At 62.0% G+C, this 15,190-nt stretch carries 12 protein-coding genes; 1 reads left to right on the top strand and 11 read right to left on the bottom strand.

Features of this window, described 5'->3' with window-relative positions:
* Nucleotides 1-5: 5 nt before the first annotated feature.
* The 9 genes from GTP27_RS19690 to GTP27_RS19730 form a co-directional block, all read right to left on the bottom strand.
* Complete coding sequence (locus GTP27_RS19690; RefSeq protein ID WP_161040844.1) at nt 6-2,048, bottom strand: DUF4175 family protein; 2,043 nt, start codon at nt 2,046-2,048, stop codon at nt 6-8.
* Complete coding sequence (locus GTP27_RS19695) at nt 2,032-3,096, bottom strand: BatA domain-containing protein (RefSeq protein WP_202416954.1); 1,065 nt, start codon at nt 3,094-3,096, stop codon at nt 2,032-2,034. The genes GTP27_RS19690 and GTP27_RS19695 overlap by 17 nt, the downstream gene beginning before the upstream one ends.
* Nucleotides 3,093-3,995 (bottom strand): DUF58 domain-containing protein, encoded by a 903-nt coding sequence (locus tag GTP27_RS19700; protein WP_229634248.1) that lies wholly within the window; start codon nt 3,993-3,995, stop codon nt 3,093-3,095. Before GTP27_RS19700 ends, GTP27_RS19695 begins: the two co-directional genes overlap by 4 nt.
* A 51-nt stretch (nt 3,996-4,046) precedes the next feature.
* Nucleotides 4,047-5,063, bottom strand: a complete 1,017-nt coding sequence (locus GTP27_RS19705) for an AAA family ATPase (RefSeq protein ID WP_443093193.1) — start codon at nt 5,061-5,063, stop codon at nt 4,047-4,049.
* A gap of 2 nt (nt 5,064-5,065) precedes the next feature.
* Nucleotides 5,066-5,686: a DUF4159 domain-containing protein gene (locus tag GTP27_RS19710; RefSeq protein WP_161040845.1), complete on the bottom strand. Its 621-nt coding sequence runs from the start codon at nt 5,684-5,686 to the stop codon at nt 5,066-5,068.
* A gap of 18 nt (nt 5,687-5,704) precedes the next feature.
* Nucleotides 5,705-7,042 (bottom strand): TldD/PmbA family protein, encoded by a 1,338-nt coding sequence (locus GTP27_RS19715; RefSeq protein ID WP_161040846.1) that lies wholly within the window; start codon nt 7,040-7,042, stop codon nt 5,705-5,707.
* Between the two features lie 3 nt (nt 7,043-7,045).
* On the bottom strand, nt 7,046-8,683 hold the full coding sequence (locus GTP27_RS19720) for a TldD/PmbA family protein (RefSeq protein WP_161040847.1): 1,638 nt from the start codon (nt 8,681-8,683) through the stop codon (nt 7,046-7,048).
* Between the two features lie 61 nt (nt 8,684-8,744).
* Nucleotides 8,745-10,082 (bottom strand): TldD/PmbA family protein, encoded by a 1,338-nt coding sequence (locus GTP27_RS19725; protein WP_161040848.1) that lies wholly within the window; start codon nt 10,080-10,082, stop codon nt 8,745-8,747.
* A gap of 17 nt (nt 10,083-10,099) precedes the next feature.
* Nucleotides 10,100-11,737 carry a TldD/PmbA family protein gene (locus GTP27_RS19730; RefSeq protein ID WP_161040849.1) on the bottom strand — a complete coding sequence of 546 codons (1,638 nt, stop codon included), beginning with the start codon at nt 11,735-11,737 and terminating at the stop codon, nt 10,100-10,102.
* 379 nt (nt 11,738-12,116) lie between these two features.
* Between GTP27_RS19730 and GTP27_RS19735 the strand changes: the two genes are divergently transcribed.
* The gene (locus GTP27_RS19735; RefSeq protein ID WP_161040850.1) at nt 12,117-12,938 is read left to right on the top strand and encodes a class I SAM-dependent methyltransferase; all 822 of its coding nucleotides are present in this window, start codon (nt 12,117-12,119) and stop codon (nt 12,936-12,938) included.
* Nucleotides 12,939-12,946: 8 nt separating this feature from the next.
* Here the strand turns inward: GTP27_RS19735 and GTP27_RS19740 are convergent, their stop codons facing one another.
* Entirely contained in the window at nt 12,947-13,465 is a 519-nt protein-coding gene (locus tag GTP27_RS19740; RefSeq protein ID WP_161040851.1) for a chemotaxis protein CheW, read from the bottom strand.
* An 11-nt stretch (nt 13,466-13,476) separates the two neighbouring features.
* A complete protein-coding gene (locus GTP27_RS19745; protein ID WP_161040852.1) occupies nt 13,477-15,159 on the bottom strand; it encodes a methyl-accepting chemotaxis protein in 1,683 nt (560 codons plus the stop codon).
* Nucleotides 15,160-15,190 lie beyond the last annotated feature (31 nt).

Consider the following 15,190-nt stretch of genomic DNA (forward strand, 5'->3'; position numbering starts at 1 on the left):
ACTATTCATTGCGCAGACTCTTTGCCATTCCACGCGCGGCGGAACGGCGTATCACTGACGCTGCGCGACTGCAGCAACACGGGCGCTTGCGTCAGCGTGCCGCGCAGCCATGCGCGCAACTCGCCACGGCAAGGGATGCAGCCATCCTGCACATCCTGCACGGAGCGCTGTGCCGCCAGTTTCTGTTCGGGATCACTGATGCGCTGGCTGATAGCGTCTCGCGCAGCCTTGCTCCATAGCGCAGGCAGCGCGCCATCCTGCGCCAGCGCCTGCACCAGTTCGCGTACTTCCGCAGGCACGCTGGAACTGGCCGTGCCTTGCGCACGCTGGTAACCCAGCACGCCGACGATGTCGCCACTCATGCGCTTCTCCTCTTTTAGTGCGGGCGGCACAAAAGCGGTGCGGTGCAGGTAGACACGCTCGGCAGCCTGCAACTCCTTGATCGCTTCCAGTGCCTTGTATTCCGGCGGCAGTGCCGTCTTCGGCGTGATCGCGCGCAGCGACTTTTCGGCATCCCACATGGCGGCCAGCGCGCGTTTCAGTATCGCCTTGGTCTTGGGATCGAAGATGGTGGCATTGTCTTCCTGATCGTGCGCATGGCCGAACTCCTTGAGCATGGAACTGTCGCGGCCAAAGCCGCCCGCTGGCGGCGCTGCGCCTTCATGGCCATGCTCACCCTCATGCTCATCGCCGAACAGGCTGGATTCTTCGCCGAGGAACTGGCCGTAGCGCAGACGCAGCTTGGCCTGATCATTGGCGATAGCCTCGCTACGGCTGCGCACCGTGGCGGCCGGCATAGCGGGCGGCGCCTGCATGTCGGCCAGCAGCTGTTCCGTATCGATGATGATCTGGCGCTGACTGCGCAGCGTCTCCGGCTTGGCCAGGCTGGGCAGCGCCGTCGAATCGAGACTCTCGGCTTCGGGCGCGGGCAGACGCAGCGTATAGGTAGGTGACTGGGTGGTATGCGGATGGTCAGGCGCATTGTCGGTCGCCCGCACGAAGAAATACAGCTCGTCGCCCGCTTCCATGCCTAGCTCGCTCAGGCTCCATTGCTTCTTCCAGTTGCGCTCCCTGGGGTTGGCCGACTGCGGCAGCGGCACTTCACGGTCGCTGAACCGGATATTCTCGCCGCTGCCGCGCGCCAGCGTCATGTGCAGGCTGGCACGGCTGATGGCGTAATCATCTCTGGCGCTGACCGCGATCTGCACGCTGCGCGCGTCGCGCGCCAGCACATGTATCAGTTCGGCCGGTTCGGCGATCGTCACCTCCGGTGCCTGATCGGCAATCACGCGGATGTTATAGCGGGTGGCGCCCGCCTGACGCAGCCGCCAGAACAGCGATTCTTCCACCCGCTGCTTCACACAGTCCGCCGTCACTTCGAGCTTACTGCCGTCGCCCAGTTCCACCACAGGCCGCGCACTGCCTGCATTTTTTGCGCACCAGTACACCTCGGAATACTGCGGTATCTGCACATCGCGCGCGGCCGTCTCGAAGCCCGGCCTGCCGGTGTAGGCAGGAGGCTGGACACGCAGATACACTTCGCCGCCACCCGCCACAAAGGCGGCACGCTGCGCCACCATGGGGGCAGCACCGGCCTGCTGGCGGCTCTGGCACACACTGCCGCCAGCGATCCACAGCAGCGCAGCCAGCAAAGGCAGCAGCGGCCAGCGCACGCGGCTGCGCGCAATGGCGGCATATTCCGTCTCGCCCAATACGGCATGCAGGCGGGCCAGCAAGCGTTGCTGCTGCAGTCGGCCTATCGACGAAATGGCGTCCATCGCCAGCAGATCCGCACTGTCTTCCAGTGCAGGCACGGCCGCGTTCAGCCAGCCGGTCCATTCGCTATGGATGCGCCGGCGCCAGCGCCGCAAATCCGCTACCACCCACAGCAGGGCCATAGCCAGACCAGCCAGCATGGCAGCACGCGCCGCGGGCAGCAGCCATGCCGCCAGCAGAAACGGTAGCAGCAGCGCCAGCCAGACCGGCAGGCGGCGCAGCAGCACGGCACGCTGCAGGCGCTGGCGTAGCAGATCAGTTTCGGCGTGCATGGCAGAGTATCCGTTCGATCATGAATAGCGCCAGCAGCAAATAGGCTAGCCAGCGTGCAGGCTGGGCTTCAGCTGCACTGCCAGGCGCCGGCACTGCACTGGCCCAGTGTTGCGAGGCCAGCCCGTATGGCTGCGCAGCAGCGGCTTGCAACTGCTGCCAGCTCTCGTACAGCGCATGGGCAGCTTCTGTATCGCGCGGCGGAAATGCAGCCGAGGTCCATACGCGGCCGCGCGCCGTATCGGCATATTGCAAGCTGATTCCGTTAAAGCTGAGTACACCTGCGGCGCCCTGCCCGCCCGCTGCCGGCACCTGTGCTCCCTGCCACCAGTGCAGCGCTTTCCAGTTTGCCGGTGCAGCTTCCGGCCGGTCCCAGATAATCAGGCTGGTTGCGGGGCCCGGCGTTTCCACCACGCGCAGCGGCTGAACACTCTGGCCGGGGGCAGTGCCAGCACTGGCGAAGGCTGCAAGCAAAGCGCGCCAGAGCGCAGCGCGTTCCGGCGTGGTCGCCAGCACGATCTCCTGCGGCAGCGACGCTGCCGGCGCAGCAGCACCTGCAGCGGAAGCCACCTTCAATGTCACGGCATGGGCAAACTGGGGCGGGTGCGCCGGCATGGCGATGCGCTCGGCGCGGCTGACGATCAGCACATGCGCCGTAGCACGCCATTCGCGTTCGTGCGCCGCCAGCCAGCGCAGGGGCTGCTCAGGCAGGTCCAGCCGCTGCGCCTGCGCCATACCGGCAGCATCGATCTGCTGCTGCGCCCACGCCGGATCGGCGCCCTGATCGAGCAGCACCGTATCGCCCCGCCACGGCAGGATGGTGGCCGCCAGCCATGCCAGCAAAGCCAGCAGCAACAGGCAACGCGCCGCCAGCAGCAGACGGTCGCGCCACTGCCAGATACGCAGTTGCTGCGGCTCTGCTGCGGGCAGAAATCTGGCCGTCGCCAGCGGTTCCGCTTTCAGGCGCTGGCGCTTCTGCCGGTGCCACCACCACGGCAGCAACAGCAGCGGCAGGGCCAGCCACCAGTAGGGATAGGAACTGACGATCATCGGCCACTGCCTCCGGCGGCGCGCAGCCAGCAGCGCAGTACTTCCACCACGGGCTGCTCGATGCAGGCTTCACGCTGCACAATATCGCTCTGGCGGCAGGCCCGTACCACGCCATCGAAGTGGGCGCGGCTCTGTGCGCGATAACTGGCGCGGTCTACGCCGGTGAGCCTATGCAGACCCGTGCTGCGTTCGGGATCACGGTAGGCGCTTCCGGTGCGGAAACTGGCATCCATCTCCGCCTGCGTGCGCAGTGTCAGCAGGCGCACATCGTGGTGCATGCGGCGCAGACGCTGCAACGCTTCACTGAGCGGCGAAGGCCAGTCGAGAAAATCGCTGGCCGCAAATATCACGCTAGGGCTGCGGGCAAAATGCAGATGGGCTTTCAGCACTTCGCTGGCAGGCAGTCCGCCCAGCGGCTGCGCCTTGTTCAGTTGCGCCAGCACCCGCTGCAGCTGGCGGGGGCCACGGGTGGCAGGGGTGAACTCTACCTTGCCGTCGCTACAGATAACCAGGCCGAAAGCATCGCCCTGCCGCTGCGCAATCGCCGCCACGCAGGCCAGCACGGTGCGCGCGAACCACAACTTATCGATGCCGTTTATGTCGCGGCTAGGCTCGGCCATCGAAGCCGTGGCATCAAGCCACAGCCAGACCGCCACGTGACTATCGCGCTCGGCCTCCCGGATAAAGTAGCGGTCGGCGCGGGCCAGCAACTTCCAGTCCACGCGGCGCCATTCATCGCCGGGTGCATAGGCACGGTACTCGGAAAACTCCACACCGGCGCCGCGCTCGCGGCCTGCATGGATACCATGTCCGAGTCCAGCCAGCACGTGACGGATCACCAGATCCAGATCACGGGTCTGCGCCATCATGGCCGAGGTGGGCGCCATCGTCTGCATCATCGCTGCTGTGCTCTTGCCATTCGCCGGTATGCCATCGCTCCGCTTACCGCCTTATTCGGGACGGATATGTTCGCGCAAGGCCAGCAGAATTTCGGCAATTTCGATGCCGTCCGCTTCCGCTTCGAAATTGCGCAGCACACGGTGCGCCAGCACCGGCAGCAGCATCTCGGCGATGTCTTCGCGTGTGACCGCCAGCCGCTGGTGCATCAAAGCGCGCGCCTTGGCTGCCAGCACCAGTGCCTGTCCGGCGCGCGGGCCAGCGCCCCAGCCCACATGCTTCTGCACGGCCGGCACGCTGCTCAGCGCCGGACGGGTAGCGCGGATCAGCCGCGTGGCATAGGCCAGCAGGTGGTCGCCGATTTCGATATCGCGCACCAGCTGCTGCAGACGCAGCAGCGTGGCCACATCCATCACCGGCTCGGCATCGCGCAGCCCCGTATGGGTGGTGGCCGACACCATGGCAATCTCCTCTGCCTCGGTGGGGTAGCCCACATCGATGCGCAGCAGGAAGCGGTCCAGCTGCGCTTCCGGCAGCGGATAGGTGCCCGCCTGCTCGATCGGATTCTGGGTAGCCAGCACGAAGAATGGCTTGGGCAGCCGGTGGGTGCGGCCGGCAAAGGTCACGCTGCGCTCCTGCATGGCTTCCAGCAGCGCCGACTGGGTTTTGGGTGGCGCGCGGTTGATCTCGTCGGCCAGCAGCACCTGGGTGAAGACAGGGCCCTGCTGGAAGCGGAACTCGCGCTTGCCGGTGGCATGGTCTTCTTCCAGTATCTCGGTGCCGACGATATCGGACGGCATCAGGTCAGGGGTGAACTGCACGCGGTGAAAATCCATATCGGTGGCTTGCGACAGCGATTTCACCAGCAGGGTCTTACCCAGCCCCGGCACGCCTTCCACCAGCGCATGGCCGCCGGCCAGCAGGCAGATGATCAGCGAATCGATCACGTTTTCCTGACCGATGATCACGCGCGCCATACTGGCCTTGAGCGCCGAGACCTTGCTGCTCAGCGCAGCGATTTCATTCTCGCTCCAGGCGATGGCACCTTCGGCCTGCATCAATGTAGACAAAATCAAGCTCCCAACGCGTATTGAATGATATTGACGGCAAAGCGGGTGTTATCGACCGCCAGCCAGCGCTTGTTGCGGAAGTCGTAATCCCACTCGCAACCATAGTCCTTGTTACTGTACAAAAGCCGCACGCGGCCGCCGAATTCCACTGCCTTCAGATAATCGTGCACCAGATCGTCGCCCCAGCCGTTCAGCTCCACGCTGGTATTCGGCGGTCCGTCAAAATGGAAGAAGCTCGAATACACGGGGTGGTTATTCGGTATCTTGTGCAGCGCCCTGGGCCCGAAGATGCGGGCAATCTCGGCCTCGAACGATTTGGCGAACAGACCGTCGATATCGTGGTTGCAGTCGTCCACGAACAGGAAGCCGCCGCCGCGGATGTAGCGCTCCAGATTGCGCCGCTCGGCCGGCGTGAACTGCACCAGCTTGTGGCCGGCAAAGTAGCAGAATGGCGCTTCCAGCATCTTGGGGTCGGATAGCGCAACGATGCGTTCAACGGGATCGACCCGCAAGGTCGTATATTCGACCAGCGAGTTGAGCACATTGCTCGGCATGCGGATATCCACATCCCAGTCGCCCGACTCGTAGGTCAGGCGGGTGAAATAGAAATCGTAACTGGCCACGCTGCCTACCTTGCCGCCTCAGACTGCGTCCGACAGCGACGTGAAGTTAAAGTCGCGCAGCTTCATCGGCGGAATCAGCATCTGGAAGCGCACTTCGTCACCGCCTATCACCACCGGTTTGCCCAGTTCGTCGATATTATTCAGCATCGATACGGGGCTTTCGTTAAAGCGGAAGTTCTTGATCGGGTGCTTGATCTTGCCGTTCTCGATATAGAACGTGCCGTCGCGGGTCAGCCCCGTCAGCAGCAGCGACTGCGGATCGACCATGCGGATGTACCACGTGCGGGTCACCAGCACGCCTTTCTTGGTACTGGCGATCAGTTCTTCGGTGGACTTGCCGCCGCCAGCCATGATCATATTGCCATGGCGGCCAAAGGCCTGCTGGCCCTGTTTCGCAGCCCAGAAGCGCGTGTAGTCGAGCGAGGCGATCTGGCCACCCTTGATCACATCGGCGCGACGGCGCGCCAGCATGGACGCGCTGTCCCACGGCAGTACCGGCACATCCGTATTCCACGGATCGGCCCAGACATGGACCTGCTCGTCGAACAGCTTTTCACCAAGGCGGTTGCCGCCGCCCTTCTTCGACAGGAAGCTGCGGCCCTCGTCGGCCTGACGCGCATCGAAGGCGCCGAACATGCGGCCGATGATTTCCGACGTCGCCGCCGGTTCCAGTATCACCGTGTAGCGGCCCGGTTCCAGCGCCCTGGCGTCGACCGAATTGAGCGCCTTTTCGATAGCGATTTCGGAAGCCTCGCGTGCATTGAACAGACGCGCATCGCTGGCAGCACGGGTGGCCCAGCCGGAACCGCGGCCATCTTCGGTACGGGTGGTGACGGTGAAATCCAGATTGCTGAAGGCCTGATGGCCGAACACGCCGTTCGAGTTGGCGATGGTTTCGAAGCCCGTATTATCGACAAAGAAGCCCGCGGCGATCAGCCCCTTCTTGCGGCAGGCAAGAATGCTGGCAGCGGCCACTTCGGCGCGGTATTCGGGATCGATGGCAGCCGTCGCTGCGCTGAAGGTGGGCGTAGGCTGGTAGTCCTGCGCTTTAATGGCGGGCATGAACTCGGGATTTTCCGGTGCCAGCCGCGCCACATCTTCGGCACGGCGCACAGCTTTTTCCAGCGACTGGTCATCGAATTCGTTAATCGACGCCGTGCCCTGACGCTTGCCGAATGCCACGCTGACGCTCAGCTGGGCATTCTCCACCAGCCCCGCCGTCGAAACGCTGTTACGGGCATAACGGATGTTGCCCTGACGGTTGCCGCTGATCTGCACGCGGCATTCGTCAGCGTGCGAATAGCCTATCACCTTGTCGCATATCCGTTTGGCTTCTTCCTGACTGAGCATCTTCATGGTTTATCCGATCTTGCGGGCAGTGTTGATCACATTGATACCGTTGAAGCGGGTGGTGGACGAGCCGTGCGAAACGGCGCTCACCTGACTAGGCTGGCCTTTGCCATCGAAGAAAGAGCCGCCCATGCGCCAGTCGCGTTCGTCGCACAGGGCCGAGCAGGCATTCCAGAATTCCTGCGTATTCGACTGGTAGGCCACATCCTCGATAGGATTGGTGATCTTGCCATTCCTGATTTCGTAATACAGCTGGCCGCCGAACTGGAAGTTGTAGCGCTGCTGATCGATCGAGTACGAACCGCGGCCGAGAATGTAGATGCCCTTTTTGACATCCTTGACCATCTCGTCCGGCGTGAGTTTTTTCTTGCCCGCTTCCAGCGACACATTGGGCATGCGCTGGAACTGCACGCTGCTCCAGCTGTCGGCATACGAGCAGCCGTGCGACTCCTTCTCGCCGATGATGTGGGCCTGATCGCGTGTGGCCTGATAGTTGACGAGGATGCCGTTGCGGATCAGATCCCAGCGCTTGGATGCCACGCCTTCATCGTCATAGCCTACGCAACCGAGCGAACCCGGGGTGGTTTTATCGGCCACGAAGTTGACGATATCGGAGCCGTACTTGAAGTTTTTAGTCCGCCATTTATCCAGCGTGGCGAAGCTGGTGCCGGCATAATTGGCTTCGTAGCCCAGCACGCGATCCAGCTCGGTGGCGTGGCCGACCGATTCGTGGATAGTCAGGAACAGGTGTTCCGGCGACAGCACCAGATCGTACTTGCCCGGCTCCACCGACTTGGCCGTCAGCTTTTCGCGTGCCTGACGCCCGGCGGCGCGGGCATCCTCGATCAGATCATAGGCGCCGTTGTACAGCGTGGTGACGCCGCCAGCCGCCGCGATCTTGTTGGCCGCTTTGACGTCGAAGAATTCATAGCCCATGCTGGCCGGCGAGGACAGGCCGGCGCGGGTGCGGAAGCGGTTGGTGGCTTGGTCGACCGCCGTTGCCGTCAGTGGCGACCACAGACGGTGGATATCCTGATCGATGTAGGAGCCGTCCGTCGAAGCGAAATACTTCTGCTGGTTGACCTGGAAAAGATTCGAGGCCATGAAGCTGGCGCCGGCCTCCAGACCGGCCTTGTTGGCGGCAATCAGCAGCTCGGCTTTTTCCTTGATGGGCACCAGCCGCCAGTCTTTCTTGCATGGCGTGGCCCATGCCACTTCGCCCACGCCTTTGACCGGCGCCAGTTGTACCGGCTCGGTCTGCAGCTTGGCATTGGCACGGGCTATCGCTACCGCCTGCCGTGCTGCAGCGACCACCGAATCGGCCGTCATCACATTGGTGGCGCAAAAGCCGTAAGCGCCGTCGGCGATCACGCGCACGCCCACGCCGGAAGACTCGGTGTTAACGATGTTTTCCACGTTCAGATCGCGCGTGGTCAGAAACTGGTTCAGGTAGCGGCCTATGCGCACATCGCAATAACTGGCACCGGCCTGGGTGGCCGCGTTCATGGCCGCATCGGCCAGCGCTTTCTTGAATGAGCGTGCCATCGGGTTGAGCAGCTCATCGGCGGCGATGGCATGGCCGAACACCGGAATCAGCAGGCTGCCGCCAGCGGCTGCGCTTATCTTGAGAAATGAACGTCGTTCCACAATAACTCCCTGAAATGAAAACAGGGCCGGAATGGCTTCCGGCCCCGGAGACTACACTAGCTTAGACCGCATCCGACAGCGAGGTGAAGTTGAAGTCGCGTACCTTCATGGCCGGAATCAGCAGCTGGAACTGCGATTCGTCGCCCGACAGGATTTCCGGCCGGCCCAGCTCCTCGATGTTGTTGAGCATCGTGACGGGGCTTTCGTTGAAGCGGAAGTTCTTGATCGGGTGCTTGATCTTGCCGTTCTCGATGTAGAACGTACCGTCGCGGGTCAGGCCCGTCAGCAGCACCGACTGCGGATCGACCATGCGGATGTACCAGGTACGGGTGACCAGCACGCCCTTCTTGGTATTGGCGATCAGCTCTTCGGTCGACTTGCTGGTGCCGGCCATGATGATGTTGCCGGGCGAGCCTACGGCGCGCTTGCCCTGTTTCTTAGCCCAGTAGGTCGAGTAGTCGAGGTTCGCCACTTTGCCGCCCTTGATGATGTCCTGACGTTCGCGCGCCAGCAGGCTGCGGCCATCCCACGGCAGAACGGCCACGTCCTTATCCCATGGATCGGTCCAGACGTTGACCTGCTCGTCGAACAGCTTCTCGCCCAGACGGTTGCCGCCGCCTTTTTTGGACAGGAAGCTGCGCCCTTCATCGGCCTGCCGCGCATCGAAGCCGGAGAACATAAAGCCCAGCAGGTCCGAGGTAGCCGCCGGTTCCAGAATTACCGTATAGCGGCCCGGTTCCAGTGCCTTGGCATCGACCGAACGCAGCGCTTTTTCGATCGCCACATTGGAGGCTTCGCGCGCATCGAACTTGTTGACGTCACCCACGCTGCGCTTGGCCCAGCCGGAACCGCGGCCGTCCTCCGTGCGCACGGTGACGGTGAAATCGAGCCCGGTATCGCGCTGGAAGCCGAACACGCCTTTCGAATTGGCTACCGCATTGAAGGTGGCGTTATCGCTGAAGAAACCGGCTGCAACCAGCTTGTTCTTCTTGCTGTTCTCGATGCTGTAGGCCGCTACCTGCGCGCGGAACTCGGGATCGATATCGGCCGTCTTCTGGAAGTAGGTATCGCTGGCGGTAAATACCTGCTTGTCCGGGGTCGGCATGAACTCCGGATTTTCCGGTGCCAGCTTGGCCAGATCTTCGGCGCGGCGCACGGCTTTTTCCAGCGACTTGTCGTCGAATTCGTTGATGGTGGCCGTGCCCTGCTTCTTGCCGAAAGCAACCGACACCACTAGCTGGGTGTCCTCGATCAGGCCAGCGGTGGAAACGGCGTTGCGCGCATAACGGATATTGCCCTTGCGGCTACCAGCGATATTCACTTCGCACTGGTCAGCGGTGGAATAGGACAGCACTTTGTCGCAAATCTGTTTTGCTTCTTCTTGACTCAAATTCTTCATCTCGTGATCTCCGGGGCTTAGCCGATTTTGCGGGCGGTGTTAATGACGTTGATGCCGTTGAAGCGCGTCGTACTTGCGCCATGCGACACCACCGAAACCTGCGATGGCTGCCCCTTGCCGTCAAAGAAGGAGCCGCCCATGCGCCAGTCGCGCTCGTCGCAGATGCCCACACAGGCATTCCAGAACTCCTGGGTATTCGACTGGTAGGCCACGTCTTCCAGCATCTGGCCGATCTTGCCGTCCTTGATTTCGTAGAACAGTTGGCCGCCGAACTGGAAGTTGTAGCGCTGCTGGTCGATCGAGAAGGAACCGTCGCCAACAATGTAGATACCCTTCTTGACGTCTTTGACCATCTCGTCCGGAGTCAGTTTCTTCTTGCCGGCGGACAGGGAGACGTTAGGCATGCGCTGGAACTGCACACTGCTCCAGTTATCGGCATACGAGCAGCCATGCGATTCTTTTTCGCCGATGATGTGGGCCTGATCGCGCGTGGCCTGATAGTTGACCAGAATGCCGTCCTTGATGATGTCCCAGCGCTTGCACTTGACGCCTTCGTCGTCGTAGCCGACCATGCCGAGCGAACCCGGGGTGGTCTTGTCGGCCACGATGTTGACGTGCTCCGAACCGTATTTGAACTTCTTGCTCTGCCATTTATCCAGCGTGGCAAAGCTGGTACCGGCATAATTGGCTTCGTAGCCCAGCACGCGATCGAGCTCGGTGGGGTGGCCGACCGACTCGTGGATGGTCAGCCACAGATGTTCCGGCGACAGCACCAGATCGTATTTGCCCGGTTCGACCGATTTGGCGGTCAGCTTGGCCTTGGCCTGCTTGCCGGCGGCGCGCGCATCCTCGATCAGATCGTAGGACTTGGTGTATAGCGTAGTGACACCACCTGCAGCCTTGATCTTGTGCTCGGGACGGGCGTCGAGGTATTCGTAGCCCATGCCCACCGGCGCCGACAGACCCTGACGGGAGCGGAATTTATTGGTCTTCTGGTCGACAGCGGTGGCGAATACGGGCATCCACAGACGGTGCATATCCTGATCGATGTAGGAGCCGTCGGTCGATGCGAAGTACTTCTGCTGGTTCACCTGGAACAGCAAGGACTGCATGAAGTTGGCGCCGCCTTCCATGCCGGCCTTGTTGGCGGCGATCAGCAGTTCAGCCTTCTCCTTGATAGGCACCGTGCGCCAGTCCTTGACGATAGGCGTGGCCCATGCCACTTCGCCCACGCCTTTGACGGGCGCCAGTATCAGCGGCTCGGTCTGCAGTTTGGCATTAGCCTTGGCGATGGCGACAGCCTGGCGGGCCGCAGCGGCTACGCCGTCCGCCGTCATGTCGTTGGTCGCCGCAAAGCCGTAAGCACCACCGGCAATCACGCGGATACCGACACCGGCCGATTCCGTGTTGACCACGTTTTCCACGTTCAGGTCGCGGGTAGTGATGAACTGGTTCAGATAGCGCCCTACCCGCACATCGCAGTAGGAAGCACCGGCCTGGGTGGCCGCCGTCATGGCGGTATCGGCCAGCATCTTCTTGAATTGCAGGGCGACTGGCTTGAGCAGATCTTCTGCCGCGATCGCGCGGCCGAAGGCGGGCAACAGCATGGTGCCCAGCGCCAGACTACTTAAATTGAGGAATGCACGTCGTTCCATCGTATCTCCAGAGTGTCACAACTAGGTTGGGAAGACTGGCCTGCTGGCCGCGGCTGGAGTTTTGCTCCGCCGTTTTCTACGTTCTACTGCACCTGACCTATCCGCCGCTGTAATGGCCGGTAATGCAATCTTAGCGCCAGATTAAGCTACGGTACAGGCAAAATATGTGCCATCGATTGCAGGACGCAATCCGCCCGCGCCAGCGTGATTTCCGCCTTGCCGGTGTCCGCAAACTGTCCGCTCAGTGTCCGCACGGTGTCCGCCCGCATACCCGTTACGCCCACGTGGAGAATGCTTGACCTTACGACAAGCTTGGCCGATCATCGCGCAGATGCGCAACGGCGCATCCCCCTATTTTTGCAACCCGAGGAGATTTCGCATGAAACGTTCCATCCTGTCAGCACTGGCAACGACCCTGCTGTTGTGCGCCAGCGCCGGCGCCAGCGCCGCGGAAGACGCAGCGCTCAAGGCGGCCATTGCCGCACCGTCGCGCACACCGGAAAATGTGGCACGCGATGGGTACCGTCATCCGTATGAAACCCTGAGCTTCTTCGGCATCCAGCCCGGCATGACGGTGGTGGAACTGGCGCCCGGCGGCGGCTGGTACACCGAAATCCTGGCGCCCTATCTGCGCGAACACGGCAAGCTGATTGCCGCCGGCCCCGATCTGGCAGCGCCGGGCGAAGGCGAACGCAAATCGGCCGAGCGTTTTCTGGCCCGCCTGAACACCAAACCCGAGGTCTATAACAAGGTGGCGCTGGGCGTGTTTGCGCCAGCGCGCGGCGCCTATGCTTTTGCGCCGGCCGGCAGCGTGGACCTGGTGCTGACCTTCCGTAACATCCACAACTGGATGCCGACCGGCCCCGATAATCTGAAAGCGCTGTTCGGTAGTGTCTACACCAGCCTGAAGAAGGGCGGCGTGTTCGGCATCGTCGAGCACCGTCTGCCCGACAGCAAGGTGCAGGATGCCTCGGCCAGCAGCGGCTATATGCACGAGAAGTATGTGATCGGGCTGGCCGAAGCGGCCGGCTTCAAGCTGCTGGCCAAGTCGGAAGTCAACGCCAACCCGAAAGATACGGCCGACCATAAAGGCGGCGTGTGGGCGCTGCCGCCGACCTATGCCAACAAGGATGAGGACCGCGCCAAGTATCAGGCGATCGGCGAAAGCGACCGCATGACGCTGAAGTTCATCAAGCCTTAATTCCGCCGCTAGGCGGCGCTGGCAGCAGCCGCTGCAAGTGCCGCCAGATCGGCACCCGATACCACATTCTGCACATTCAGCAGCAGTACGAAACGGCCCTGCACCTTGCCTATCCCCTGCAGCATTTCGGCGCGCAACTGCGCACCGAAAGTGGGCGGCGCTTCGATATCGGCCGCGCCAATATCGAGCACGGCATTGACGGCGTCAACCAGTATGCCGATCACGTACGGCCCCTCATCGCTGGCGACCTCCACCACGATGATGCAGGTGCGTTTGCTGATCACGCCCGGCTGGCGCTCCAGCCGGCGTGCCAGATCCAGCACCGGCACGGCAGTGCCGCGCAGATTGATCACGCCGCTGATACAGGACGGCATCTGCGGCACCGGCGTCACGCCCAGATATTCGAGTATCTCGCGCACCGCCAGTATGCCGATGGCAAACATCTCCTGTCCCAGCATAAAGCTCAGATACTGCGCCGAGCCGGCAGCCGCTACGGGCTGCGCTGGCGCCAGCGTAAGGCTGCTCATGGCGGCCCCGCTCAGAATTTGACGAAGTGGGATTCGTCAGGCTCGCTCATTTCCGCCATGCGCCGGTTGCTGCCCATGCCGCCACCACCGCGCGCGGAAGATCTGCCGGGACGGTGCACCACGGCCGGCCGTACGCTGCGCGTGCCGCCAGCGAGCTTGAAGAAGGACATGGTCTGCTGCAGCTGCTCGGCCTGCGAGCTCATTTCCTCGGCCGTAGCAGCCAGTTCTTCCGAGCTCGAAGCATTTTGCTGGGTGGTCTGGCTAAGCTGGGTCACGGCCGAATTAATCTGCCCCACGCCAGCCGACTGCTCTTCCGACGCAGCCGTAATTTCCTGCACCAGATTGGAAGTGCGGCGGATATTCGGCACCATTTCATCGAGCAGGCGGCCGGCTTTCTCGGCCAGTTCCACGCTGCTGGACGCCACCTGTTCGATTTCCTGTGCGGCCACCTGACTGCGCTCGGCCAGCTTGCGCACCTCGGCAGCCACCACGGCAAAGCCCTTGCCATGTTCACCCGCGCGGGCCGCCTCGATGGCGGCGTTCAGCGCCAGCAGATTGGTCTGGTAGGCGATATCGTCGATGATGCTGATTTTCTTGGCGATCTGCTGCATGGCGGCCACGGTGGATTTCACTGCTTCGCCGCCCTCGGCCGCTTCCACCGCCGCCTTGCTGGCGATGCCGTCGGTGACGCGGGCGTTTTCCGTGTTCTGCGAAATCGAGGCCGTCATCTGTTCGACCGAAGCGCTGGTTTCCTCGGTGCCGGCAGCCTGCTCGCTGGCCGCCTGCGACAGCGACTGGGCCGTGGCGCTGACTTCCTCGGAAGCGCTGGCCAGCGCTTCGGCGCCGTTGTTGACTTCATTGACCACGTGCGACAGTTTTTCTATCATGCCTTTCATGGCGGCCAGCAGGCTGCTGGTGTCGCCGTTTTTCAGTTCCACATCGGCGCTCAGATCACCATCGGCCACCTGCCGCACAATGTCGGCCGCATACGAAGGATCGCCGCCCAGCTGCTTCATAATGCCGTTCAAGATCAGCATCCCGACTGTCATCAGCAGCGCCAGCGCAATCGCCGCAGCGGTATACATCAGGTTACGCGCGCGCTCCGACGCAATTTCGGCATTCTTGACTGCATCCTCGCCATAACCCACGTTCAGCGTCACCAGTTTGTCCAGACTCTCGGCGGCGTCATGGAAGGCGGGGCGGTTTTCCTGTAGTGTCTTATGCATCAATTCATAGAGTTCCTTGCGCTTGGCGGGTTCCGCCCGCACAATCTGGGCTGCAGTATCGTTGATGACGGCGTCGCGCGTTTTCCAGACATCCCACTGCTTGATGAAGATAGCCCATACTTTGGCTTCTTCCGGCTCCTGAGGCAAGGCATCATAATCCTTCCAGGCCTTATCGATTGCTGCAAAAATTTCCTGCTTGCGCTTCAGTTCATGGGACAGGCTCGCAACCTCTTCAGGATAGAGCGCGGTCGCATCCATTGCCCGGCTGGCGGAGCGCAATGCCGTCTGTCCTTCATTAATCTTTTGCAGCGCGTTTACCGAAGGCATACGGTTTTTGCCTATGTCATCGAGCATCAGGGCATCCTGCTTGAGTCCGTTGAATGCCAGTGCAACGACCACCACCAGTGCCAGTACGGCGATCGTCAGCAGCGCGATCAATTTCGTCCGAACCGTTAAAGTCGAAAACATAGTGATTCCCCTCAGAGTTGAAACTGATTGA

Origin of the sequence: Duganella qianjiadongensis (assembly GCF_009857915.1) — a bacterium.
Taxonomy (GTDB): domain Bacteria; phylum Pseudomonadota; class Gammaproteobacteria; order Burkholderiales; family Burkholderiaceae_D; genus Rugamonas; species Rugamonas qianjiadongensis.